The 23,338-nt window shown below is 68.0% G+C and carries 22 protein-coding genes; 14 read left to right on the top strand and 8 right to left on the bottom strand.

Annotation, left to right across the window (positions count from 1 at the left end; genetic code table 11):
- Nucleotide 1 precedes the first annotated feature (1 nt).
- Nucleotides 2–754, top strand: coding sequence for an ion channel (locus FIV50_RS05335; protein ID WP_258184429.1), 753 nt, complete (start codon nt 2–4; stop codon nt 752–754).
- Nucleotides 751–2,373 (top strand): MFS transporter, encoded by a 1,623-nt coding sequence (locus tag FIV50_RS05330; RefSeq protein WP_140036536.1) that lies wholly within the window; start codon nt 751–753, stop codon nt 2,371–2,373. The genes FIV50_RS05335 and FIV50_RS05330 overlap by 4 nt, the downstream gene beginning before the upstream one ends.
- Before the next feature lie 25 nt (nt 2,374–2,398).
- Here FIV50_RS05330 and FIV50_RS05325 read toward each other — a convergent pair whose 3' ends face one another.
- Nucleotides 2,399–3,385 (bottom strand): LacI family DNA-binding transcriptional regulator, encoded by a 987-nt coding sequence (locus FIV50_RS05325; RefSeq protein WP_140038640.1) that lies wholly within the window; start codon nt 3,383–3,385, stop codon nt 2,399–2,401.
- A gap of 160 nt (nt 3,386–3,545) precedes the next feature.
- Here FIV50_RS05325 and FIV50_RS05320 point away from each other — a divergent pair, with 160 nt between their 5' ends.
- From FIV50_RS05320 to FIV50_RS05300, 5 genes are all read left to right on the top strand, one after another.
- A complete protein-coding gene (locus FIV50_RS05320) occupies nt 3,546–4,463 on the top strand; it encodes a carbohydrate ABC transporter permease (RefSeq protein ID WP_140036535.1) in 918 nt (305 codons plus the stop codon).
- A gap of 1 nt (nt 4,464) precedes the next feature.
- On the top strand, nt 4,465–5,355 hold the full coding sequence (locus tag FIV50_RS05315) for a carbohydrate ABC transporter permease (RefSeq protein ID WP_181164342.1): 891 nt from the start codon (nt 4,465–4,467) through the stop codon (nt 5,353–5,355).
- A 68-nt stretch (nt 5,356–5,423) separates the two neighbouring features.
- Complete coding sequence (locus FIV50_RS05310) at nt 5,424–6,779, top strand: ABC transporter substrate-binding protein (protein WP_140036534.1); 1,356 nt, start codon at nt 5,424–5,426, stop codon at nt 6,777–6,779.
- A 64-nt stretch (nt 6,780–6,843) separates the two neighbouring features.
- A complete protein-coding gene (locus tag FIV50_RS05305; RefSeq protein ID WP_140036533.1) occupies nt 6,844–8,586 on the top strand; it encodes a glycoside hydrolase family 35 protein in 1,743 nt (580 codons plus the stop codon).
- 109 nt (nt 8,587–8,695) lie between these two features.
- A complete protein-coding gene (locus tag FIV50_RS05300; RefSeq protein ID WP_308810389.1) occupies nt 8,696–8,989 on the top strand; it encodes an HNH endonuclease in 294 nt (97 codons plus the stop codon).
- Between the two features lie 9 nt (nt 8,990–8,998).
- Here FIV50_RS05300 and FIV50_RS05295 read toward each other — a convergent pair whose 3' ends face one another.
- Together FIV50_RS05295 and FIV50_RS05290 are read right to left on the bottom strand one after the other, a co-directional pair.
- Nucleotides 8,999–9,520 (bottom strand): GAF domain-containing protein, encoded by a 522-nt coding sequence (locus tag FIV50_RS05295; protein WP_140036531.1) that lies wholly within the window; start codon nt 9,518–9,520, stop codon nt 8,999–9,001.
- Nucleotides 9,517–10,014 (bottom strand): metallophosphoesterase family protein, encoded by a 498-nt coding sequence (locus FIV50_RS05290; RefSeq protein WP_140036530.1) that lies wholly within the window; start codon nt 10,012–10,014, stop codon nt 9,517–9,519. The genes FIV50_RS05295 and FIV50_RS05290 overlap by 4 nt, the downstream gene beginning before the upstream one ends.
- 149 nt (nt 10,015–10,163) lie before the next feature.
- Here FIV50_RS05290 and FIV50_RS05285 point away from each other — a divergent pair, with 149 nt between their 5' ends.
- On the top strand, nt 10,164–11,624 hold the full coding sequence (locus FIV50_RS05285) for an MFS transporter (RefSeq protein WP_140036529.1): 1,461 nt from the start codon (nt 10,164–10,166) through the stop codon (nt 11,622–11,624).
- A 63-nt stretch (nt 11,625–11,687) separates the two neighbouring features.
- Here FIV50_RS05285 and FIV50_RS05280 read toward each other — a convergent pair whose 3' ends face one another.
- Complete coding sequence (locus FIV50_RS05280; RefSeq protein ID WP_140036528.1) at nt 11,688–12,719, bottom strand: S66 family peptidase; 1,032 nt, start codon at nt 12,717–12,719, stop codon at nt 11,688–11,690.
- Nucleotides 12,720–12,813: 94 nt separating this feature from the next.
- Between FIV50_RS05280 and FIV50_RS05275 the strand changes: the two genes are divergently transcribed.
- Nucleotides 12,814–13,020 carry an AsnC family protein gene (locus tag FIV50_RS05275; RefSeq protein ID WP_140036527.1) on the top strand — a complete coding sequence of 69 codons (207 nt, stop codon included), beginning with the start codon at nt 12,814–12,816 and terminating at the stop codon, nt 13,018–13,020.
- 78 nt (nt 13,021–13,098) lie between these two features.
- Nucleotides 13,099–14,982, top strand: a complete 1,884-nt coding sequence (locus FIV50_RS05270) for an ABC transporter ATP-binding protein (RefSeq protein ID WP_140036526.1) — start codon at nt 13,099–13,101, stop codon at nt 14,980–14,982.
- 152 nt (nt 14,983–15,134) lie between these two features.
- Here the strand turns inward: FIV50_RS05270 and FIV50_RS05265 are convergent, their stop codons facing one another.
- Nucleotides 15,135–16,997, bottom strand: coding sequence for a phosphoenolpyruvate carboxykinase (GTP) (locus FIV50_RS05265; protein WP_140036525.1), 1,863 nt, complete (start codon nt 16,995–16,997; stop codon nt 15,135–15,137).
- 109 nt (nt 16,998–17,106) lie between these two features.
- Between FIV50_RS05265 and FIV50_RS05260 the strand changes: the two genes are divergently transcribed.
- Nucleotides 17,107–18,549, top strand: coding sequence for an XRE family transcriptional regulator (locus tag FIV50_RS05260; RefSeq protein WP_140036524.1), 1,443 nt, complete (start codon nt 17,107–17,109; stop codon nt 18,547–18,549).
- A 13-nt stretch (nt 18,550–18,562) separates the two neighbouring features.
- On the opposite strand, the gene FIV50_RS05255 is transcribed toward FIV50_RS05260, so the two are convergent.
- Entirely contained in the window at nt 18,563–19,609 is a 1,047-nt protein-coding gene (locus FIV50_RS05255) for a winged helix DNA-binding domain-containing protein (protein ID WP_140036523.1), read from the bottom strand.
- 34 nt (nt 19,610–19,643) lie between these two features.
- The gene (locus FIV50_RS05250) at nt 19,644–21,092 is read right to left on the bottom strand and encodes a glyceraldehyde-3-phosphate dehydrogenase (RefSeq protein WP_140036522.1); all 1,449 of its coding nucleotides are present in this window, start codon (nt 21,090–21,092) and stop codon (nt 19,644–19,646) included.
- 204 nt (nt 21,093–21,296) lie between these two features.
- On the opposite strand from FIV50_RS05250, the gene FIV50_RS05245 reads away from it, so the two are divergent.
- Together FIV50_RS05245 and FIV50_RS05240 are read left to right on the top strand one after the other, a co-directional pair.
- A complete protein-coding gene (locus FIV50_RS05245) occupies nt 21,297–21,668 on the top strand; it encodes a DMT family transporter (protein ID WP_140036521.1) in 372 nt (123 codons plus the stop codon).
- Nucleotides 21,665–21,988, top strand: a complete 324-nt coding sequence (locus FIV50_RS05240) for a DMT family transporter (protein WP_140036520.1) — start codon at nt 21,665–21,667, stop codon at nt 21,986–21,988. The genes FIV50_RS05245 and FIV50_RS05240 overlap by 4 nt, the downstream gene beginning before the upstream one ends.
- 63 nt (nt 21,989–22,051) lie before the next feature.
- Here FIV50_RS05240 and FIV50_RS05235 read toward each other — a convergent pair whose 3' ends face one another.
- Nucleotides 22,052–22,585, bottom strand: coding sequence for a hypothetical protein (locus tag FIV50_RS05235; RefSeq protein WP_140036519.1), 534 nt, complete (start codon nt 22,583–22,585; stop codon nt 22,052–22,054).
- 67 nt (nt 22,586–22,652) lie between these two features.
- On the opposite strand from FIV50_RS05235, the gene FIV50_RS05230 reads away from it, so the two are divergent.
- Nucleotides 22,653–23,237: a TetR/AcrR family transcriptional regulator gene (locus tag FIV50_RS05230; RefSeq protein WP_140036518.1), complete on the top strand. Its 585-nt coding sequence runs from the start codon at nt 22,653–22,655 to the stop codon at nt 23,235–23,237.
- The last annotated feature ends 101 nt before the right edge of the window (nt 23,238–23,338 follow it).

Raw genomic sequence — 23,338 nt, 5'->3', positions numbered from 1 at the left:
CATGGGATCCGGAGACACGATGCGTGAACCCGCGACTCTCGGGGCCCACGTCGCGAGATCGGCGTCGGGATGGCCGTCTGGATACTGGCTCGTGCTCGCTCTTCTCGTGCTCACCTATGTGCTGTGCGCCGCTCAGGACACGGCAGACCCGAGCCCGTCGGCGTTCGTGGTGCAGCTGTTCACTGTGGCCGTCGTACTTCGAGTGACCGACGCGCATCGGCGGGTGCAGCGCCTCGCCTGGATCGTGCTCACGGTCGCGGGCATCGCGGCGATCCTCGTCGCGGTTCTCGACCTGCGCGGACAGGCTCTCGACATCGCGCTGTCGGCGGCATCGATGCTCGCTTTCCTCGTCGCACCGGTGGCGATCATCCGACACCAGGTGCGGCGTCGGGGCCTGGACACCGAGGCTCTGCTCGCCGCGATCTCGGCGTACGCACTGGTGGGCATGTTCTTCGCCCTCGTCTACAACCTCGTCGCGCTTCTGACCGTCGTTCCGACCTTCGGCCCGGAAGTCGTCGACTCGCTCTCGAGCCAGCTGTTCTTCTCGTTCACCACCCTCACGACCACCGGCTACGGCAACATCGTGCCGGTGAGCCCAGCCGTGCAGGGGATCGCCGTCGCCGAGGCGATCACCGGACAGCTGTTCCTGATCACGGCCGTGGCGCGGATCATGCGCGGCAACCGCCGGCCCGCGCACGAGACCGCATCCGCATCCGCATCCGCATCCGCATCCGCATTTGAGGAGACCTCATGAAGAAGTGGAACGTCGTCATCGTCCTCGGCGCCGCGCAGTTCGTCATGGTGCTCGACGGCACGGTCATGAACGTGTCGATCTCGACGGTCGTGAGCGATCTCGACACGTCCGTGACGGCGATGCAGGCGGCGATCACGTTCTACACGCTGACCATGGCGGCGTTCATGCTTCTCGGGGCCAAGCTCGGCGACGTGTGGGGGCGACGCCGCGCCTTCGTGATCGGTTCGTGCGTCTACGCCGCAGGCTCCCTCATCACCGCGCTGAGCCCGTCCGTCGGGTTCCTCTTCTTGGGCTGGTCGATCATCGAGGGGCTGGGTGCGGTGCTCGTCATCCCCGCGATCGCCGCACTCGTCGCCGACAACTACCGGGGCGCAGCGCGCGTCACGGCCTTCGCCGTCATCGGCGCCGTGTCGGGTGCGGCGGTCGCGGCCGGTCCGTTGATCGGCGGCGCGGTGACCACCTACTCCAGCTGGCGGTTCGTCTTCGTCGCCGAAGTCGTGATCATGCTGGGCGTCGTCGTGTGCGCTCGCATCATCACCGATTCCACCGCGCGACAGCGCATCCGCATCGATATCGTCAGCGTGCTGCTCTCTTCGGCCGGCCTCGTCCTGATCGTCTTCGGCATGCTGCAGAGCAAGACGTGGGGATGGGTGGTGCCCCTCTACACACCCGAGATCGCAGGCGTCCCGGTCGCGCCCCTCGGCGTCTCGCTGACCACCTGGTACATCGCGCTCGGAGCCGCTCTGATCGCGCTGTTCATCGGCTGGCAGCGACGACTGATCCGTCTGGGCCGCCCATCTCTCATGCAGCCGGATCTCCTCTCGATCACGACTCTGCGCAGCGGCCTCTCGGTGCTCGGCGCCCAGTATGCCGTGACGGCAGGGCTGTTCTTCATGGTCCCGGTCTACCTGCAGATGACGCTCGGATTCGATGCGCTCGAGACTGGTCTCAAGATCTTCCCGCTCTCGGTCTCGTTGATCCTCTTCTCTATCGTCGGCACCGCGCTGTCGCGCCGGTGGTCCCCGCGTCGGATCGTGCGGGTCGGACAGTCGATCCTGGTGCTCAGTGCCGTGCTGCTGCTCGGTTCGGTGACCGAGGATCTCCGCGGCGGCCTGTTCGCGGTCGGCATGTTCCTCGCCGGCAGTGCCCTGGGGCTGCTGGCCTCACAGCTCGGCAACGTCAACATGTCGAGCGTGAGCGAGAAGGACACGAGCGAGGCAGGCGGACTGCAGGGGGTCTTCCAGAATCTCGGCTCATCGCTCGGAACGGCGCTGATCGGATCGCTGCTGATCGGTGCACTGTCGACCTCGTTCGCCTCAGGAGTGGCTGTGAGCGATCTTCCGAGCGACGTGCGCGAGACGGTGAGTGCCGCGACAGACCGCGGGGTCACGGTGGTGCCCGCAGCGGACGTCGCGGGGATCGGCGAGGCGGCCGGCCTCAGCGACGAGGACTCGAGCGAACTCGCCGACATCTATCGCGAGTCGCAGCTGTCGTCGCTTCGCGTGTCCTTCGTGGGGCTGATCCTGATCAGCCTGTTGTCGATCCTGTTCTCGCGCGGCATCCCGGCACACGTGTCGATGCGGCGAAGAGACGGCGCCGACGCGGCCGCGAAGCCCTGATCGCAGGCTCGCCCGCGCTGCCGACTCAGATCGCCCGAGGCGGGGCGGTGCTCTCGCGCACGACGAGCTCGGTGCCGACCAGCGGAGTCTGCGTGCGCTCTCCGCCGTCGAGCTCGACGAGCAGCGCGTCGACCGCCAGTGCGCCGACCTTCTCAGGATGCTGCTGCACGGTGGTCAACGGCGGCCACAGCTGCGCGGCATCAGGCAGGCCGTCGAAGCCGACCACGCTGACGTCGGCCGGAATGTCGCGCCCGGCCTCACGGAACGCACGCACGACGCCGATCGCCATCTGGTCGTTCGCGGCGAAGACCGCGGTGACCCGGTCGTCGTCGCGCAACCGGAGACCTGCCTGGTAGCCGGATTCGGCCGTCCAGTCGCCCTGCAGCGGCTCGGGCGCGACGACCCCGCGGGCTTCGAGCGTCCGCTGCCAGGACTCGCGACGGCGCTCGGCGGAGTACGACTTCGCCGGTCCAGCGACGTGCCAGACGGTCTCGTGGCCGAGTTCGAGCAGATGCTCGGTCGCGAGCCGCGCGCCCTGGGCCTGGTCTGTGTCGACGAAGGGGTGAGTCGCTCCCCGGTTGGAGTCGACCAGCACGACGGGCAGTCCGTCGGGGATCTCCACTTCGGCCTCATCGAGCTGATGCGCCTCGATCACGATGATGATGCCGTCGACCGCGTGCTCCTCGAGGCGGCGGAAGGCGCCTGCCACGGTGTCACGAGCACTGGACTCCACGGGGATCAGCGTCAGCGCGTACCCCATCTGCGAGGCCCGCACCGCGATCGCGTCGAGCGTGCGCTGGTTGCCGTAGGAGCTGAAGGAGAACATGATCACGCCGATCGCGCGGAATCGGCCTGAACGCAGTGCGCGGGCGGCGCTGTTGGGCCGGTAGCCGAGCCGCTGCATGGCGTCTTCGACGCGCTCCCTCGTGGCCGCGCCGACGTAGCCGCGCGCGTTCACGACCCGCGAGACGGTCTGTCCGGAGACTCCGGCCTCTCTGGCCACGTCTTCCATGGAGGGGTCTCGCCGCCGCTGCGGCGGCTCTGCCGACTGTTCCGAGGTCACGAGCACTCATCCATTCATGTGTTGACGTTGACACACTAGCAGCGCATCGAATATGTTGACGTTGACACACGGCGCAGTGAGCGCCCGATCTCTAAGAAGGTTCTCGTCAATGACGACTCAAGATTCCGCAGCCCTGGCGGACCACGGCATCCGCCGGCGTGAAAAGCGCGACTGGAAGGGATGGGCCTTCGTCGGCCCGTTCATGGTCGTGTTCGCCCTGGTGTTCCTCACACCGCTCGCCTACGCGCTGTACCTCAGCTTCTTCCAGGAGAAGCTGATCGGCGGCACCGCGTTCGTCGGGTTCGACAACTACGTGCGCGCTCTCACCGACCCGCAGTTCTGGGAAGCGTTCGGCCGCGTCGTGCTGTTCCTCGTCGTGCAGGTGCCGATCATGCTGATCCTCGCCCTCGCCGCGGCCCTGGCACTCGACAGCGCACGACTGCGCGGAGCATCCTTCTTCCGCATCCTGATCTTCCTGCCCTACGCCGTGCCCGCCGTCGTCGCAGTGCTCATGTGGGGCTACATCTACGGCGACCAGTTCGGTCTGACGTCCAACTTCAACGACCTGCTCGGCAGCGACCTCATCACCCCTTTCGCGCGGGAGTGGATCCTGGTCTCTATCGGCAACATCGTGACGTGGCAGTTCGTCGGCTACAACATGCTGATCTTCTACTCCTCGCTGAAGACGATCCCGACCGACATGTACGAGGCGGCATCGCTCGACGGAGCCGGCGCGTGGCGCACGATCTTCTCGATCAAGATCCCCTCGGTGCGCGGCGCCCTCGTGATCGCGACGATCTTCTCGATCATCGGCAGCTTCCAGCTCTTCAACGAACCCAACATCCTGCGACCCCTGGCACCGAACGTGATCACGACGTACTTCACACCCAACATGTACGCGTACAACCTCTCGTTCGCCGGACAGCAGTTCAACTACGCCGCGACGATCGCCATCATCATGGGCGTCATCACCGCAGTGATCGCCTACGTCGTGCAGCTGCGCGGCTCGAAGTCGGAGGTGCGCTGACATGGCACTCCCCCTCGCCCGCCCCTCGCAGAAGCGCCACGATCTGCTGAATCCGCGCAAGTCGAAGATCCTGCTGATCGTCATGGTGATGTACGCGCTGTACACGCTCGTGCCGCTCGTCTGGCTGCTGTTCAGCTCGACGAAGACCCAGGCGGGTCTGTTCAGCTCGTTCGGCCTGTGGTTCTCCGACGACTTCGCGTTCGTCGACAACCTCGTCGCGACTTTCTCGTACCAGGACGGCATCTTCCTGCGCTGGCTCGGCAACACGTTGCTGTACGTGGTCGTCGGAGCCGGCGGCGCGACCCTGCTGGCGACCATGGCCGGCTACGGACTCGCGAAGTACCGCTTCCCCGGCCGCCGCGCGGTGTTCGCCGTCGTGCTCGGGGCGGTCGCCGTGCCCGGCACCGCGCTCGCCGTGCCGACCTTCCTGCTGTTCAGCGAGTTGGGACTCACCAACACCCCGTGGGCCGTCATCATCCCCTCGCTCATCAGCCCGTTCGGCCTGTACCTGATCTGGGCCTTCGCCTCGGACTCGGTGCCGACCGAGCTGCTCGAGGCGGCCCGCATCGACGGCGCCGGCGAGTTCCGCACCTTCTTCACGATCTCGATGCGACTGCTCGCTCCCGGAATCGTGACGGTCACCCTCTTCACCGTGGTGGCGACGTGGAACAACTACTTCCTGCCGCTGATCATGCTGTCCGACCCCGACTGGTACCCGCTCACCGTCGGCCTGAACCAGTGGAGCAACCAGGCGATCGGTGCAGGGTCTCAGCCGATCTACAACCTCGTGATCATGGGCTCGCTCCTCACCATCATCCCGATCGTCATCGCCTTCCTGCTGCTGCAGAGGTTCTGGCAGTCAGGTCTCACCGCCGGAAGCGTCAAGCAGTAGCTTCCGGCATCCCTCCGCACCGCACACGTCGGTCCGATGAAGGACCGCACCCCCGAAAGGACACAGCAATGAAGCACCTTCCCTCACCCGCCGCACGGCGCACCCTCGCGGTGCTCGCGGCCGGAACCGTGGCAGCGCTGGCGCTGGCCGGCTGCAGCACCGGCGACACCGGCTCCGGCGGCGCTGCCGGCGACGGCTCGTTCGACTCCGTCGAGGCCGCTCTCGAGAAGGGCGGCGAGATCACGTACTGGTCGTGGACGCCCTCTGCCGAGGCCCAGGTCGAGGCATTCGAGAAGGAGTACCCGAACGTCAAGGTGAACGTGGTCAACGCGGGCACCAACAACGAGGAGTACACCAAGCTGCAGAACGCCATCAAGGCCGGCTCGGGCGCCCCCGACGTCGTGCAGATCGAGTACTACGCCTTCCCCCAGTTCGCACTCACCGACGCGTTCGTCGACCTCTCGCAGTACGGCTTCTCCGACTTCGAGGACGACTACACCGCCTCGACGTGGAACTCCGTCACCGACGGCGACGCGATCTACGGACTGCCACAGGACTCCGGTCCCATGGCGCTGTTCTACAACAAGGCCGTGTTCGACGCCGCAGGCGTCGCCGTGCCCACCACGTGGGACGAGTACTACGAGGCGGCCAAGGCGATCCACGCCGCGAACCCTGACGCGTACATCACGAACGACACCGGCGACGCCGGGTTCGCGACCTCGATGATCTGGCAGGCCGGCGGCAAGCCGTTCGAGACGTCGGGCACGGATGTCACGATCGACCTGCAGGACGACGGCTCGAAGAAGTGGACCGAGAACTGGAACCGCCTCGTCGAGGAGGACCTGCTCGCCCCCTACGGCAGCTGGAGCGACGAGTGGTTCCGCGCCCTCGGCGACGGCAGCCTCGCGACCCTCGTGATCGGCGCCTGGATGCCCGGCAACCTCATCACCGGCGCTCCCGACGGAGCCGGCGACTGGCGCGTCGCGCCGATGCCGACCTACGACGGCACCCCGGCGACGGCGGAGAACGGTGGCGGCGGCCAGGCCGTCACGACGCAGAGCAAGAACCCGGAACTCGCTGCCGGCTTCCTGTGGTGGCTGAACAACTCGGAGGACAGCATCTCGACCTTCCTCGAGTCGGGCGGCTTCCCGTCGACCACCGCTGAGCTCTCGAGCGAGGAGTTCCTCGCCGACGCCCCCGAGTACTTCGGCGGCCAGAAGATCAACGAGGTCCTCGCCGCTGCGGCCGACGAGGTCGTCGAAGGCTGGAGCTACCTGCCCTACCAGGTCTACGGCAACAGCATCTTCGGCGACACCGTGGGCCAGTCGTACCAGAACGGCACCGACCTGAACGAGGGCCTCGTGACCTGGCAGGACGCGCTGGTCGAGTACGGCAACTCGCAGGGCTTCGCCGTCAACAAGTAATCGCACGTCCGGGCCGGACGGGGACCCGATCTCCGTCCGGCCCTCCCATCGAAAGCACCACATCGTGACTTCCTTCTCCATCGGCGAGACCGACTTCCTCCGCGCGGGGCTCCCCCACCAGGTGATCGCCGGCGCCATCCACTACTTCCGGGTGCACCCCGACCAGTGGCAGGACCGCATCCGCAAGGCCCGCCTGATGGGGCTCAACACGATCGAGACGTACGTGGCCTGGAACGCTCACGAACCCCGCCGGGGCGAGTGGGATGCCACGGGATGGAACGACCTCGGGCGCTTCCTCGACCTGATCCAGGCCGAGGGCATGGACGCGATCGTCCGCCCAGGCCCCTACATCTGCGCCGAATGGCACAACGGCGGCCTGCCGAACTGGCTCACCGCGGGCGAGCGCGAGCTGCGCTCGTCCGAGCCCACTTACCTGGCCGATGTGAGCGAGTACCTCCGTCGGGTCTACGAGATCGTCGCTCCGCGGCAGATCGACCGGGGCGGCTCGGTCGTGCTCGTGCAGATCGAGAACGAGTACGGCGCCTACGGCTCCGACAAGGCCTACCTCGAGGCCCTCGTCGCACTCACCCGCGAGGCAGGCATCACGGTACCGCTCACCACGGTCGACCAGCCGACCGATCGGATGCTGTCAGACGGCAGCCTTCCCGAGCTGCACAAGACCGGTTCGTTCGGATCGCGCAGCGCCGAACGCCTCGCGACCCTGCGCAGTCATCAGCCCACGGGCCCGCTCATGTGCTCGGAGTTCTGGGACGGATGGTTCGACTGGTGGGGCGGTGTGCACCACACGACCGACGTCGCGGCGGCCGCCGCCGACCTCGATGAGCTGCTCGCTGCCGGCGCGTCGGTCAACATCTACATGTTCCACGGCGGCACGAACTTCGGCCTCACGAACGGCGCCAACCACAAGGGCCGCTACCTGCCGATCGTCACGTCGTACGACTACGATGCGCCCCTCGACGAAGCCGGGAACCCGACGGAGAAGTTCTTCGCGTTCCGCGATGTCATCGCGAAGTACGCGCCCGTTCCCGAGGAGCTCCCGCTCGCTGCAGAACCCGCGCCCGTCTTCTCCGTGCCGCTCATCTCTGCCGGACCGTGGACGGATGCCGCGGCGGGCGCTCCGGCCTCGGCAGCACCCGTCACGTTCGACGAGCTGGAGCACCTGAGCGCTCTCGTCCGCTACGACGTCTCCCTTCCCGAAGGTCGGGGCGGTCAGCTGGTGCTCGACGAGGTCCGCGACCTCGCCTGGGTCAGCGTCGACGGCCAGGCCGTCGGCACGCTCTCGCGCACGCGGCACGACCGCGCGCTGCGGATTCCGGCGGGCCGGACGCTCAGCATCCTCGTGGAAGAGCAGGGTCGCGTGAACTACGACCACCGGCTCGGCGAGCAGAAGGGGCTGATCGGCACTCCTGCACTCGACGGCGCGCCGCTGTTGGGCTGGCATTCGACACCGCTCGACGTCGCCGAGATCGCGGCAGCGATCGCATCCCGCGCCACGGGGTCGTCGATGACGGCCGGAAGCGCGCCGTCGGCCTGGGTCGGCGAGTTCGTCCTCGACTCCGCGTCGGACCTGTTCCTCGGCACCGATGCCTGGAGCAAGGGCTACGCGTTCGTGAACGGGTTCTTCCTGGGCCGCTACTGGCGCAACGGGCCTCAGCGCACTCTGTTCGTGCCCGCACCGGCCACGAACGCCGGCACCAACACGGTCGTCGTCCTCGAACTCGAGCACGTGCTCGCACCGACGGCCGAATTCGTCTCGGCGCTCGCGCTCGGCGACACGGAGGAATAGGGTTCGGCGGCAGACGTGCGCGCAGTACCGTGAGTCTGTGCCGCGCCGAAGGTTCTCCACCCCCTCGCCCGCTGCGCGCGCCCGCTATGCGAAGCGACGCCGGGGTCGCGTGGCGCGGGCCGACAACGACCTCACCCCCGAGCAGTGGGCGGCGCTGCGCGAGGCATGGGGAGGATGCGCATATTGCGGAGCGAGCGACATCGCTCTGCAGCGCGATTGCGTGATGCCGATATCTCGGGGCGGCCGCTACACGGTGGAGAACGTGGTTCCGGCATGCGGACCGTGCAATGCGAGCAAACGCAACGACGAGGTCACGTCGTGGCTTCGTCGCAAACGTCTCGACGAACGCACCTTCCTCACCCGATACGACGCCATCCTCCGCGACCTGCGCGGGACGGACTGAACGGCCCGGCTACCGGCCCCGTCGGGACGACCAGACGGCTGCAGTGAGGCGAGCGGCGTCGGCCCGGCTGATGCTCTGCCAATTGCGTCCACCGCGTGCGAAGGACTCGTGCACGCCAGGCGGCACCGCGGCCGGCTCGACAGGACCGTCGAGCCAGTCGCACGCCCGCACGTGCGGCAGATCGACCGCACGTGCCTGGGGCGAGGGATCGTAGCGCCACGGTCCGCTGATCCGGCCCAGCCACAGGAGGCCGTCGGAGTCGCGAGTCCAGACGAAGGCTCCCTCGGCGACCGAGGCGAAACGATCGAGGCGGCGCGCCATCCGCTCTCCGAAGACCGCGTCCACCGCGGCGAGCGCCTCGGCGATCGAGTCCGGTGCGTCGTCGAGCCGGCCGCCCACTCCGCACACGCCGAGCGCGAGCGCCCGCTCGACGGCCGGCCCGTCGGGCACGTCCTCGTCGCGCGACCGCATCGGTGCGCGGTAGACCGAGGGCGTGTCGTCGCCGCCGCTCGCGCGTGCTGAGGGGCTCATGCGATGGGCACCAGCGTGGCGTCGATCCGTCGGGCATCGATCGTGACCGACATCATCGTGCACACCGGCTGACGGCGCCGATCGGTCGGCGAACCCGGGTTGAGCAGACGCATCCCCGAGGGGGCGACGGTGTCCCAGGGAATGTGCGAGTGCCCGAAGATCAGCAGATCCACGCCGGGGAAGGCCGCATCCATCCGCTCCTCGCGCTTCTGCGCCTGCCCCGTCTCGTGAATGACGGCCACCTCGACCTGCTCGACCGTCAACCGGGCGATCTCGGGCAGGCGTTCACGCAGATCCGGGCCGTCGTTGTTGCCATACACGCCGTGCATCACCCGCGAGCGGGACTCGAGCAGATCCAGCGTCGCGAGGTCGACCCAGTCTCCCGCGTGGATGACCATGTCGGCGTCGTCGACCGCCCGCAGCACCGCGTCGGGAAGACGCTTCGCTCTCTTCGGAACATGAGTGTCTGCGATGAGCAGCAGTCTCGTGGTCACAGTTCTCCCTGCCTCGAGTGGGTCACGGCATCCGCCTCCGACTCTACGCACGCGGATGCTCCGAATGTCACACGCACCCAGCAAACGTTCAGGAAGGCGTAGGATCTCTCGGTGCCTTGGTATACCGGGCCCAGGATCTAAGGAGCAGCATGAGTACGACCACAGCGCCCGCGAATCCGCGCTCGCGCGTCATCACGGCGAGCCTCGTCGGCACCACGATCGAGTTCTACGACTTCTACGCCTACGCGACAGCGGCCGTGCTCGTCTTCCCCGTCCTCTTCTTCCCCACGGGCAACGACACCACCTCACTGCTGTCGTCGTTCGCGGTGTTCGGTGCGGCCATGGTGGCTCGCCCCGTCGGCGCGGTGATCTTCGGTCACTTCGGCGACAAGTTCGGCCGCAAGGCGACCCTCGTCGCGTCGCTGCTCACGATGGGCATCGCGACGTTCATCATCGGACTTCTGCCCACGTTCCAGCAGATCGGCTGGTGGGCGGCTCTGCTGCTGCTCATCCTGCGTCTCGCCCAGGGCTTCGCGCTCGGCGGCGAATGGTCGGGCGCCGCACTGGTGGCCACCGAGAACGCTCCGAAGGGCAAACGCGCCTGGTACGGCACGTTCCCGCAACTGGGAGCGCCGCTCGGGTTCATCATCGCCAACTTCCTCTTCCTCGCCATCAACTGGCTGCTGCCGCACTCCGAGAACCCGGCGCTGAAGTCCGAGGCCTTCCTGTCATGGGGCTGGCGCATCCCGTTCCTGTTCTCGGCCGTCATGGTCATCATCGGCCTCTGGGTGCGCCTCAAGCTCGTCGAGTCCGACACCTTCAAGAAGGCCGAGAAGAAGGGCGCGATCCGCAAGCTGCCCCTCGCGACCGTGTTCCGCCACCACTGGAAGCAGCTGATCCTCGGCACGTTCATCATGCTGGCGACCTATGTGCTCTTCTACCTGATGACGAACTTCACCCTCGCGTACGGCACCAAGCCGGCCACGCTCGAGACGGCATCCGCTGCCGCGCAGGCCGCGGCGGAGGCGACGGGCAAGAGCTTCGACGCCTCAGCGTTCGCCGCGCAGTTCTATCCGGGTCTCGGGTTCGCCTACACCGACTTCGTGCTCATGCAGATCGTCGGCGTCGTGTTCTTCGGAATCTTCACGTTGCTCTCCGGGCCGATCGCCGACTCGATCGGCCGCCGCAAGCTGCTGCTGTGGGTCACCGGGCTCATCATCGTGTTCGGCTTCACGTTCAACGCCTTCCTGCTGCCCGCGATGGACCCGAAGTTCACGGGCGCACTCGCGCAGGCGTTCCTCGTGTTCGGGTTCATGCTCATGGGAGCCACATTCGGTCCGATGGGCGCGCTGCTTCCCGAGTTGTTCCCGACGAACGTCCGCTACACGGGCTCCGCGATCTCGTACAACGTCTCGTCGATCCTCGGCGCCGCTGTGGCCCCGCTCATCGCCCTGTGGCTCTGGGAGCTCGGCGACGGTGCCCCGTGGCTCGTCGGTCTCTACCTGTCGGCGATGGGCGTGCTGACGTTCGTCGCTCTGCTCCTGTCGAAGGAGACGAAGGACAACGACTACGAAGAGGACCTCGGAGTCGCGGCGGCCGTCGAACTCTGACCCGCCATCTCTCACACGAAGGGCGGCACCTCCTCAGGAGGTGCCGCCCTTCGTCGTATGCGCTCAGTAGGAGGCGTGGACGGTGCGCGTCGAACCGTCGAGCATCATCGTCCCGCCGTAGGGGACGATCCACTGCGGCCGCGTGTGGCCGAACGGCACTCCGACGCAGACGACCGCGTCGGGGTTGTACCGCGAGACCGTCTCGATCACGGCGTCTCGCTGCGCCGTACGCAGCGCATCGGCCTCGTCCGGCGTCGGCAGGAACTCGAAATCGCTCACGGGCGGACGCGCGACGACCACGCCCGCGACGGCATCGAGAATGCCGCGCTCCCCCAGCCCACGCATCCAGCGCGACACCCAGCTCGCGGGCGGTCGCTCCTCGCTGGTCTCGAGCAGCAGGATGCCGCCGCGCAGGTCGTAGGTGGTGGGCAGCCGTTCTGCGAGCGCGAGCTGATCGATGACCTCGAGGCATCCACCCCAGGTGCGTCCCTCGACCCGAGATGCCGGCCCCGACCAGGTCCACTCCTCCGTCGGAGTGCGGTCGCCGTATTCGCTGAGGGCTCGCGGGTCTTCCCAGCGCTTTCCCACGTCTTCCGACTCACCCGGCTCGGTGATCTCGACGGTGCCACCGTCGAGCAGCGCCGCGCGCAGCGCGCGCAGATGCACGTCATCGACCGCCGGGCCCGGTCCGAGGTGCACTGCGGTGGACCCGCCGTAGTAGCCGCGGATGCCGAGGCCCCACAGCCAGTTGAGGATGTTGGTGTTGTCGCTGTAGCCCAGGAACGGCTTGGGATCAGCCTGAGCGAGGGCGGCGTCGAGGTGCGGCACCACCAGGATCTGATCGTCGCCGCCGATCGTCGCGAGGATCGCGCGGATGCCGGGATCGGCGAAGGCCGCATTGACGTCGGCGGCCCGGGCTTCTGGGCTCTCGTCGAGCTGCCGAGTGGTCGGATACTCGACCGGGATCAGTCCCGTCAGCTGCTCGAGTCGTCGGAGAGCCTGCTCGTGGATCTCCGGAGCGACCGCAGGAGCGGCGAAAGCGGGCGACAGGACGGCGACGCGGTCGCCCGGTACTGGTTTCGATGCAGACAGCATCGGCCCAGTCTCGCATCGCACGCGCCTCACGTGTGCGTCAACATGAGTTGACATCTTCCGTGCCGTCAACAATGATTGACGCAGGAGGTGCATCATGACCATCAAGACCGCGATCAGACAGGACGACGGCGGCGAGCCGCTGTCAGAACTCCACCGCCTGGCCGCCCTGCGCAGCGAGCTGGCCCGTGCCGAAGAGACCCAGGTGCGCCGAGCGCGCAATCTCGGCTACTCCTGGCAGGCCATCGCAAGCTCTCTCGGCGTCTCGAAACAGGCGGCGCACCGCCGATTCGGCAGGCACTGAAACGCGTACAGCCCATCCACAGAATCCGTCCTCGCACGAAGTACGGTCGAACTACCCCCTTTCAGAACGAGGTTCCGCATGTCCAGCACGGCGACATCACGCCGACGCGGACGCGGCGCGCAGCACGACGGTCCGCGCGCCACCTTCCGCCAGCTCCTCCCCTTCCTCTTCGAGCACAAGCGCACGCTCATCGTCGTCGCGGTGCTCAGCGTGTTCGGAGCGGCCACGTCACTCGCCCAACCACTGCTGGTCGGGCAGCTCATCGAGACCGTGCAGTCCGATCAGGGGCTCGGCATCCTGGTCTGGATCCTCGTCGGTCTCGTGATCGTGTCGTCGATCATCTCCGGCTACCAGCACTACCTGCTGCAGCGCACCGGCACCGCGGTCGTGTACTCGAGCAGGCGCAAGCTGATCTCGCGCATCCTGCACCTGCCGATCAGCGAGTTCGACGCGCGACGCACCGGCGACCTGGTGTCGCGCGTCGGCACCGACACCACGCTGCTCTACGCCGTGCTCACACAGGGACTGGCGGATGCCGTCGGCAGCGCGATCCTCTTCCTCGGCGCGCTCATCGCGATGCTCGTGATCGACCCCGTGCTGCTCTTGCTCATCGTCGTCGTGATCGGCGCCTCGGTCGTCGTCGTCACCGCGCTCAGCGGTCGCATCCGCACCGCATCGACCGCCCAGCAGGAGAAGGTCGGCGAGCTCGCCTCGGGTGTCGAGCGTGCCGTCGGCTCGATCCGCACCGTGCGCGCCTCCGGGGCGACCGAACGCGAGACCGAGACGGTGTCGGCGCTGGCCTCCGAGGCCTACGGCATCGGCGTGCGCATCGCCAAGATCTCGTCGCTCGTGGTTCCGATCGCCGGAGTCGCGCTGCAGGTCTCGCTGCTCGTCGTGCTCGGCGTCGGCGGACTCAGGGTCGCGGCGGGCACCATCACGATCGCGTCGCTGATCACGTTCATCCTGTTCCTGTTCATGCTCGTGATGCCGCTCGCGACCACGTTCGGAGCGATCACCTCGGTCAATCAGGCGCTCGGCGCCCTCGGTCGCATCCAGGAGGTGCTGAACCTGCCGATCGAGACCCAGCACGATGACGAGATCGCCGCGTCCTTCCCACGCGACGCGGCGGATCCTCTCGCCCCCGCGATCGAGTTCCGCGACGTGCGCTTCCGCTACCCCGAGAACGTGGTCGCCGCGCGACTGGCCGCCGCGAAGGAGGCGCAGACGCTGCTCGCCGATGCGCACCTCGAACCGACCGACGACTCGTCCGCGCCCGCCGAGCGCGAGGTCCTCCGCGGAGTCTCGTTCTCCGTGCCCCGCGGCGCACGCGTCGCGCTCGTCGGCCCCAGCGGCGCCGGCAAGAGCACGATCCTCTCCCTCGTCGAGCGCTTCTACGACCCGACGGGCGGATCGATCCGCCTGTACGGCCACGACTCGCGCACCTATCCGCGTGACGAGCTGCGCGCGCAGTTCGGCTACGTCGAGCAGGACGCCCCCACGCTCGCCGGAACGCTCGGCGACAACCTGCGTCTCGCCTCGCCCGACGCCTCTGACGCTGCGTGCGAGCAGGTGCTGCGCGCCGTGAACCTGGGCGACGTGCTCGAGCGCGACCCTCTGGGGCTCGAGGCCCCCGTCGGAGAGGACGGCGTGATGCTCTCGGGCGGAGAGCGTCAGCGACTGGCGATCGCCCGCGCGCTGCTCACCGATGCCCCGATCCTGCTGCTCGACGAGTCGACGTCGTCTCTCGACGGTGTGAACGAACAGCGCATGCGCGAAGCGATCGATGCGGTGTCGACCGATCGCACGCTCATCGTGATCGCCCACCGGCTGTCGACCGTCGTCGACAGCGATCTCATCGTGGTGCTGCAGGACGGCGCCGTCGTCGGTCAGGGCACTCATGCCGAGCTGATCGAGTCGACGCCGCTCTACCGCGATCTGGCACGGCACCAGCTGCTCGCCTGAGCAGCATCGTCAATCGCAGGGACATGCGCGAAGGCGGGATGTCGGAGACCACTCAGCCATGGGTTCGCCTCAGCCATCCCGCCTTCGCGGTCTGGGGGTAGGGGGATCTGGGGAAATAGAGCGCCGGCTCCCCCGAACCGGCGCCCGGTCTGTCAGGCCTTGTCGAGGCGGTAGCGCAGCGAGGCGAGCTCGGCGCGCAGCGCGGCCGGAACCTTGTCTCCGAACGTGTCGTAGAACTCCTCGGTGAGGTCGGCCTCGGTCTTCCAGGCTTCGGTGTCGACCGAGAACAGCTCCTCGAGGTCGGCCTCCGGCACGTCGATGCCGTCGAGATTGAGGTCCTCGACCAGCGGCAGGCGACCGATCGGGCTGTCGACGGTCGACACGTCGCCGGAGACGCGACGGATGATCCAGTCGACGACACGCGAGTTGTCGCCGAATCCGGGCCACAGGAACCGCCCGTCCGAGCCGCGACGGAACCAGTTCACCTGGAAGATGCGGGGTGCGCGGTCGAACCGCAGACCTCGTCCGACCTTCAGCCAGTGGCCGAAGTAGTCGGCCATGTTGTAGCCGCAGAACGGGAGCATCGCGAACGGATCGCGGCGCAGCTCGCCGACCGTGCCCTCGGCTGCAGCCGTGCGCTCGGACGAGATGTTGGATCCGAGGAACACACCGTGAGTCCAGTCCGTGGCCTCGACCACGAGCGGCACGTTGGTCGCACGGCGTCCACCGAAGAGGATGACGTCGAGCGGCACTGCCTCTTCCCAGTCCTCCGAGATCTGCGGGCACTGGGCGGCCGAGACCGTGAAGCGCGAGTTGGGGTGCGCGGCGGGGCGACCGGAATCGGGCGTCCAGTCGTTGCCCTCCCAGTCGATGAGGTGAGCCGGAGCCTGATCGGTCAGGCCCTCCCACCACACGTCCCCATCGGGGCGCAGCGCGACGTTCGTGAAGATCGTGTTGCCCCAGAGCGTCTCGACGGCGGTGACGTTGGTCGACTCGCCGGTGCCGGGTGCGACACCGAAGAAGCCGGCTTCGGGATTGATCGCCCAGAGGCGACCGTCCTCACCCGGGCGGATCCACGCGATGTCGTCGCCGAGGGTCTCGACCCGCCACCCCGGAATGGTCGGGCGCAGCATCGCGAGGTTCGTCTTGCCGCACGCCGACGGGAACGCCGCAGCCACGTGGTAGGCCTTGCCCGACGGGTCGATCACGCGGATGAGCAGCATGTGCTCGGCCAGCCAGCCCTCGTCGCGGGCGATGACCGAGGCGATGCGCAGCGCGAAGCACTTCTTCGCGAGGATCGCGTTTCCGCCGTACCCGGAGCCGAACGAGTAGACCTCGAGAGTCTCGGGGAAGTGCACGATGTACTTGTCGTCGTTGCACGGCCACTCGACATCGGGCTCTCCGGCGGCGAGCGGTGCGCCGACCGAGTGCACGGTCTTGACCCAGGGTGCGCCCTCGGCGATCTGGCGGGTGACCGCATCGCCGACGCGCGTCATGATGCCGATGGATGCCACGGCGTAGGCACTGTCGGTGACCTGGACGCCGATGTGCGAGAGCGGTCCGCCGACCCGCCCCATGGAGAACGGCACGACGAACATCGTGCGGCCCCGCATCGAGCCCTCGAAGATCTCGGTCATCTTCTCGCGCATCTGCGCAGGAGGCGCCCAGTTGTTGGTCGGACCGGCATCCTCCTCGTTCTCCGACGAGATGAAGGTGCGCCCCTCTGTGCGCGCGACGTCACTGGGGTGCGAGCGGGCGAGGTACGACCCGGGACGCCACTCGGGGTTGAGCTTGATGAGCTTGCCCTCGTCGACGAGCCCTCGCAGCAGCCAGTCGTTCTCGGCGCGCGAGCCGTCGACCCAGTGGATCGACGCCGGCTGCGTGAGAGCGGCGATCTCGTCGACCCATGCCGCGAGCTCTGCCATCGCAGGGGTGTCATACGTCGGAGCCGTCCCGAAGGTGCGCACAGGTGCGACTGATGATGCTCGGGGGGTGAAGACTTCGGCGATCGCCATGACTACTCCTTTGAAGTGAGGGGCGTTTCCTCCATCTTCTTCCGGTTACCCCTCGACTTTCGGCCATTTCGTTCGATAAGAATCAGGATTCTTTAGCTATAATCAAGGAATGGCTCCTTCCGGCATCCACCTCGCGACCCTCGGCCACCGCATCAGGCACCACCGACTCGAGAAGGGCTTCACACTCGATGAGCTGGGCGCGCTCGTCGGCGTCGCCGGTTCGCAGCTGAGCCTGATCGAGAACGGCAAGCGCGAGCCGAAGCTCTCGCTGCTGCAGGCCATCGCGCTGGCCACGGGCACCGAGGTCACCGATCTCATCTCCGGCGAGCCGCCGAACCGACGCGCCGCTCTCGAGATCGAACTCGAACGCGCGCAGGAGAGCCCGGTGTTCCGACAGCTCGGCATCGCCCCGGTGCGCGTCACGAAGGGGATGAGCGACGAGACCATCGAGTCGATGCTCGGCCTGCACCGCGAACTGCAGCGACGGGAGCGAGAGGCGATCGCGACCCCCGAAGAGGCCAGGCGGGCGAACACCGAGCTGCGCCTGCGGATGCGTGCGCAGAACAACTACCTCGCAGACATCGAGAAACTCGCCGAGAAGCAGCTGCGGTCTGCTGGGCACGTGCAGGGAGCGCTCACGCACCGCACGGTGAGCATCATGGCCGAGAAGCTCGGTTTCGAGCTGATCTACGTCAACGACCTGCCGCACTCGACCCGCTCGGTCACCGACCTCGAGAACGGGCGGATCTACCTGCCGCCGGCGTCGATCCCCGGAGGGCACGGCCTGCGATCCATGGCGCTCCAGGCCATGGCGCACCGTCTGCTCGGGCACACTCCCCCGACCGACTATGCCGACTTCCTGCAGCAGCGGCTCGAGATCAACTACTTCGCCGCCTCGTGCCTGATGCCCGAGACAGCCTCGGTCGCCTTCCTGCAGCAAGCGAAGAAGGATCGCAACCTCGCGGTCGAGGACTTCCGCGATGCGTTCGGCGTGACCCACGAGGCGGCCGGAATGCGCATGACGAACCTGCTCACGCAACACGTGGGGATGTCACTGCACTTCCTCCGCGTCGACGCCACCGGCGCGATCACGCGCGTCTACGAGAACGACGACCTGCCCCTGCCGATGGATGTCACGGGCGCTGTCGAGGGCCAACGGGTGTGCCGCAAGTTCCAGGCGAGGGCCGCCTTCACGCAGCAGAACCGCACGAACGAGCACCACCAGTACACCGACACGCCCTCCGGCACGTTCTGGTGCTCGACGCAGACCGGCGTCTCGACCGACGGCGAGTTCTCGATCACAGTGGGCGTGCCCTTCGATGACGCCCGGTGGTGGCGCGGACGCGAGACCGCCGACCGCGCCGTCTCGACCTGCCCGGATGAGGCATGCTGCCGCCGGCCCTCGGCCGACCTCACCGATCGGTGGAGCGGAAAGGCCTGGCCGAGCGCCCGCGTGCACACGCACATGTTCTCGCCGCTCCCCCGCGGTGCGTTCCCCGGCGTCGACGACAACGAGGTCTACAACTTCCTCGGGCGACACGCGAGCGAGTGAGCCGGGCGCCCGCTCAGCCGTCGAGGAAGCGGGTGAACCGCGCGAGAGCGCTGCGCACCGCTCCGTCGTCGGCATCCGGCACGAAGAGTTCGGGGGCTGCCCCGAGCGAGGCGCTCGCGTGCGTCCAGCATCCGATCACCCGACCGTCGGCGATGAGCGTCGCACGCACCATGCCGTTCTTGCCCGGCCCGACCAGAGCGAGATGCTCGGGAGCGCAGACCGCCGTGCGGTCGGCATACGAGATGTAGTACTCGTCGAAGGCGCCGAGCGCGAGCACTGCGGCGGCAGACGACGAGCGCCGCGGACGGGCGCCCGACACGTACACGCCCTCCTCGATCTCGACCACCCTGCCCACAGCTCGGTCCCGCGCTTCTCGGGACTGACCGAGCGTGAGACCCGACCACCAGGCGAAGTCTGTGACTCCCGTCGGACCGTGCCCGTCGACGTAGCGGACGAAGAGCTCGGCGAGTGGGTCGGGCGGGGCCGCGTGCTCACGGATGTGCTGGTCGACGAGGACGAAGCGCTGCTCGCGGCTCACCCCCTCTCGCGTGACGACCGGCCCCTGACAGATCAGGCCGTCGAGGGTCAGTTCGCTCAGCAGGTGGATGCCCCGTTGCCCGCCCGGGTCGATGCCGATGCCGGAGAAGACCTCGAACATCTCGGAGCGCGTGAGGCCGCCGTCCCGCAGCCGCGGCACCACTGCCGCCACGGCCGCGTCGACCATCGCCCCGTCGATGCCGAGATCGCGTCGCCTGCCTGCCGCCTGCTGGCGCTGCCGGACGCCGGTCACCGACAGCACCCAGCGCAGATCGCGCGCCGGAATGATGTGCAGCGTTCCACGCATGGTCCACGCCCGCACCAGGTCTCCCCTGTCGAAGGCACGATCGATGAGGCGCAGCGCCGGCTCGTTGCGTGTGCGCGCAGCGAGCGCCCACCGTCCCGCGATGAAATCCTGGCTCTGCACCGCCAGCATGTGGGCCGCGGCATCGGCCACCGAGCGCGCCGGGGCCGTGAGCCGATGCGAGCGCAACCGCTCGGACAACAGGGATGCGGGCTTCATGCCCTCATCATGCCCGGTGCGACCGACAGCGCACTCAGCCGTGCAGCGTCACCTCTCGACGCACCGGGAGCACGATCGGATGCGAGCCGGCCATGACCTCGAGCACGCGGATCACCTGGCACGAGTATCCGTACTCGTTGTCGTACCAGACGTACAGCACGACATCGCGGTCGTTCGCGATGGTCGCGAGACCGTCGACGATGCCGGCGCGGTGCGAGCCGACGAAGTCCGTCGACACGACCTCCGGGCTCTCGACGTAGTCGATCTGCTGGCGCAGCTTCGAGTGCAACGAGACACGGCGCAGGTAGTCGTTGAGTTCGTCCTTGACCGCCGGCCGTTCGAGACTGAGATGCAGCACGGCCAGTGACACGTCGGGGGTCGGCACGCGGATCGCCGAGCCGGTGAGCTTGCCCTCGAGCTCGGGCAGCGCCCGCGCCACGGCTTTGGCCGCGCCCGTCTCGGTGATCACCATGTTCAGCACGGCCGAGCGCCCGCGCCGGTCGCCGCTGTGGAAGTTGTCGATCAGGTTCTGGTCGTTGGTGAACGAGTGCACCGTCTCGACGTGGCCGCGCACGATGCCGTAGGCCTCGTCGATCGCCTTGAGCACGGGCGTGATCGCATTCGTGGTGCACGACGCTGCCGTGATGATGCGGTCGTCGGGCTCGATCGTGCTGTCGTTGATGCCGTGCACGATGTTCTTCAGCGCACCCTTGCCCGGGGCGGTGAGCAGCACGCGTGCGGCGCCCGTGGATTCGAGGTGGCGGCTGAGACCGGCCTCGTCGCGCCAGCGCCCGGTGTTGTCGACGACGATCGCGTCGTGGATGCCGTATGCCGTGTAGTCGATCGTCGCGGGGTCGTCGGAGTAGATCACGTGGATACGGGTGCCGTTCGCGATGATCTGCTCGGCCTCCTCATCGACCGTGACGGAGCCGGCGAAGCGGCCGTGCACCGAGTCGCGCAGCAGCAGCGACGCGCGCTTGACGAGGTCGTTCTCCGAGCCGCGGCGCACGACGATGGCCCGCAGCCGCAGACCGCTGCCACCGCCGTTGTGCGCGATGAGGATGCGGGCGAGCAGTCGCCCGATGCGTCCGAAGCCGTAGAGCACGACGTCGGTGGGCGCGGCGGCGACCGCACCCACCGCCGGTGCGAGGGCTTCGGTCAGATAGGCGTCGAGCGGCAGGTCACTCTCGGCGTGACCTGCGGCGAGCCGAGCGAGGTCGAGCGACGAGGCGCCGGGAGCGAGCTCATGAACCCCCTCGAGCACCGCGAGGGTCTCATCGACCGCCAGCCGTTCGTGCCCGAGCTGAGCCACTCTGTCGTGCACCTCGACGATGCCGGTGGCTGACAGCCCGAGCAGCCGGTGGCCGTGGAGGGAGGTGACCACGTCGCGTTCGCGCTTGAGGGCGCCGATGAGCGGGATCATCCGCTCGGCCAGCTCTTCTCTCGCCGTCCAGTCGTCATGGGGTGCGGCGGTTACGTTCATCTGCGTCCTTGCATGTGTGAGCGCGCCGAGGTCGCCGGCGCGCAAGATTGCCGGGTGAGCTTCGGGGGATGTCTCCAGGGTACGCGTCGCGCTGCGGGGTTCTGAAATCGCGGCTTCGCGACCGTCGTTCACCTGCGCGACAGGGAATCCTGCGAGCATCCGACGCGTTGTCCCCCGGGGATTCCCCGCCTCGAAAGGCTCCAGATGACCGCCCCCTCCCGCCCGTCGCCGTGGCCACCGCTGCTGATCGCGATCGCCCTCGAGGTCACGGCCACGCTGTCGTTGCGCGCCGCCGAGGGCGTCACTCATCCGCTGTGGCTCATTCCGGTGGTCGTCGGATACACCGGCTCGCTCTGGCTGCTGTCGATCGTGCTGGATCGCGGGATGCCGGTGGGCGTGGCCTACGGCATCTGGGCGGCGATCGGCGTCGTTCTCACCGCCGTGATGGGCACGGTGCTGTTCGACGAGCTTCTCGGGTCGGTGCAGATCGTCGGTATCGGTGCGATCGTGCTCGGCGTGCTGCTCGTCGAGCTCGGGTCGCACAAGCGCGAGCAATCCGCGGAGGTCGGAGCATGACCTGGCTGCTCCTCGCCCTCGCGATCGCGAGCGAGGTGACCGCGACCCTCAGCCTGCGCGCGTCCGAGGGCCTCCGTCGCCGGAGGTGGATCCCCGTGATCGTCGTCGGCTACCTCGCCGCCTTCACCCTGCTCGGGACGATCCTCGCCATGGGCATGCCCGTGGGCGTCGCCTACGGGGTGTGGTCAGCGGCCGGTGTCGCGATCACGGCGATCCTCGGCCGCGTGATCTTCAAGGACCACTTCTCGGTGCTGATGGCGATCGGCGTCGCCCTGATCGCGCTGGGCGTCGTGCTGATCGAATTCGGTGGCGCGCACTGACACTCGGTCGGAATAGCGCCGAGAACGTCTGTCCACCGCGCACGTCGCCCAGCCACCGCAGCCTCAGAAGCCGACGCACATCGCGGTGACCCCGGCAGCCATCGCCCACGACTCGACCGCGAGCAGGCGGGCAGTCCGCGAGCGCGGACTCCGCGCGCGCATGCACTCGGCGACGAGCGTCCAGAGCACCAGGCCGACGACGCCGACCACCACGAGTGCCGAGAGCATCCCGTCGAGCCCATGCCCGCCGTGCCCGCGAGCACCGACCGCCGACGCTTCGCCCGTCGACGCGTTCTCGAACGCACACACGGCCATCACGAGAGACACCAGAGCGCGGTGACAGCACGACGCCGCAGACGGAGTGCCCCGCACACCGACGGTGCCGAGCATCGCAGACACGAGCAGGACGATCCCGAGCACCAGGCCGCTCAGCGCGTCTCCATCGGTGACCGCCATCACGACCATCGCCGCCGCCATGATCAGCGACGTCTGCCTCCCCTGCCACGGGACCGCAGGCCAGGCGGCCACGCACGCCGCTGCCGAGACGACGGCGGCGAGCGCCATCAGCCACGATGCTGCAGGGAGGATGTGATCCACGACTCGGATTATATTGATCAGTCGCTCAAAATAGCTAGACCCGCATGCGATACGGCAGGATGGGCGGGTGCCCCGTGTCGTCGATCACGATGAGCGCCGCCGGCAGATCGCCGAGGCGCTGCTCGCCGTGGCCGCGCGCGACGGCCACGAGGCTGTGTCGTCTCGCGCGGTGGCGAAAGAGCTCGGCGTCGCGACGGGATCGCTCTGGCACTACTTCGACGGATTCGATGACGTGATCCGCGCGGCCGCGGCCGAGATCACCCGCCGCACCGACGAGCGGATCCGATCGGTGACCACGGGACTGCGTGGGCTGAACAGACTCGACGCCCTGATGCGCGAGGTCCTTCCCGTCGAGGCGGAGACGCGCACCGAGGCGTACGTGGTCGTCGGATTCTGGGGGCGCCTCGCGACGCTCGCCTCCTCCCCCGATGCCGGGTCACCCACTCTCGCAACCTGGCAGGACGGCATCAGCGAGGCCCTCGATGAGGCGGTCGCCGACGGCGAGCTGACGGCCGCCACACCGAAGCAGGCGGTCATGTCACTGCTGCGCTCGATCACCTACGGGCAGCAGGTCCTGGAGGTCACCGAGCCCCGAGGCGCCGAAGCCCACCTCGCGGTGCTCGACAGCATCCTCTCGCCCTGGCGAGCCTGAACCCCTCGCGCTCACCCCGCACCCCGCGCTCGCATCCACTCCGGTCTTCTCGCAGAGACGATCCCGGGTGCACTCTTGTGCACCCCGCCGCACCGTCGTAC

Source organism: Microbacterium foliorum (genome assembly GCF_006385575.1).
Lineage (GTDB): Bacteria > Actinomycetota > Actinomycetes > Actinomycetales > Microbacteriaceae > Microbacterium > Microbacterium foliorum_B.
The sequence above is the reverse complement of the archived record's forward strand: the minus strand, read 5'-3'. Positions and strand labels throughout refer to the sequence as shown.

What these genes read in the sequence shown, in the direction of transcription:
- FIV50_RS05270 (WP_140036526.1), top strand. Translation starts at nt 13,099, where the DNA reads ATGTCCAGCACGGCGACATCACGCCGACGCGGACGCGGCGCGCAGCAC.
- FIV50_RS05265 (WP_140036525.1), bottom strand. Translation starts at nt 16,997, where the DNA reads ATGGCGATCGCCGAAGTCTTCACCCCCCGAGCATCATCAGTCGCACCT.
- FIV50_RS05245 (WP_140036521.1), top strand. Translation starts at nt 21,297, where the DNA reads ATGACCGCCCCCTCCCGCCCGTCGCCGTGGCCACCGCTGCTGATCGCG.
- FIV50_RS05295 (WP_140036531.1), bottom strand. Translation starts at nt 9,520, where the DNA reads ATGAGCCCCTCAGCACGCGCGAGCGGCGGCGACGACACGCCCTCGGTC.
- FIV50_RS05255 (WP_140036523.1), bottom strand. Translation starts at nt 19,609, where the DNA reads ATGAAGCCCGCATCCCTGTTGTCCGAGCGGTTGCGCTCGCATCGGCTC.
- FIV50_RS05330 (WP_140036536.1), top strand. Translation starts at nt 751, where the DNA reads ATGAAGAAGTGGAACGTCGTCATCGTCCTCGGCGCCGCGCAGTTCGTC.
- FIV50_RS05260 (WP_140036524.1), top strand. Translation starts at nt 17,107, where the DNA reads ATGGCTCCTTCCGGCATCCACCTCGCGACCCTCGGCCACCGCATCAGG.
- FIV50_RS05315 (WP_181164342.1), top strand. Translation starts at nt 4,465, where the DNA reads ATGGCACTCCCCCTCGCCCGCCCCTCGCAGAAGCGCCACGATCTGCTG.
- FIV50_RS05320 (WP_140036535.1), top strand. Translation starts at nt 3,546, where the DNA reads ATGACGACTCAAGATTCCGCAGCCCTGGCGGACCACGGCATCCGCCGG.
- FIV50_RS05310 (WP_140036534.1), top strand. Translation starts at nt 5,424, where the DNA reads ATGAAGCACCTTCCCTCACCCGCCGCACGGCGCACCCTCGCGGTGCTC.
- FIV50_RS05250 (WP_140036522.1), bottom strand. Translation starts at nt 21,092, where the DNA reads ATGAACGTAACCGCCGCACCCCATGACGACTGGACGGCGAGAGAAGAG.
- FIV50_RS05275 (WP_140036527.1), top strand. Translation starts at nt 12,814, where the DNA reads ATGACCATCAAGACCGCGATCAGACAGGACGACGGCGGCGAGCCGCTG.
- FIV50_RS05335 (WP_258184429.1), top strand. Translation starts at nt 2, where the DNA reads ATGGGATCCGGAGACACGATGCGTGAACCCGCGACTCTCGGGGCCCAC.
- FIV50_RS05280 (WP_140036528.1), bottom strand. Translation starts at nt 12,719, where the DNA reads ATGCTGTCTGCATCGAAACCAGTACCGGGCGACCGCGTCGCCGTCCTG.
- FIV50_RS05325 (WP_140038640.1), bottom strand. Translation starts at nt 3,385, where the DNA reads ATGGAAGACGTGGCCAGAGAGGCCGGAGTCTCCGGACAGACCGTCTCG.
- FIV50_RS05240 (WP_140036520.1), top strand. Translation starts at nt 21,665, where the DNA reads ATGACCTGGCTGCTCCTCGCCCTCGCGATCGCGAGCGAGGTGACCGCG.
- FIV50_RS05285 (WP_140036529.1), top strand. Translation starts at nt 10,164, where the DNA reads ATGAGTACGACCACAGCGCCCGCGAATCCGCGCTCGCGCGTCATCACG.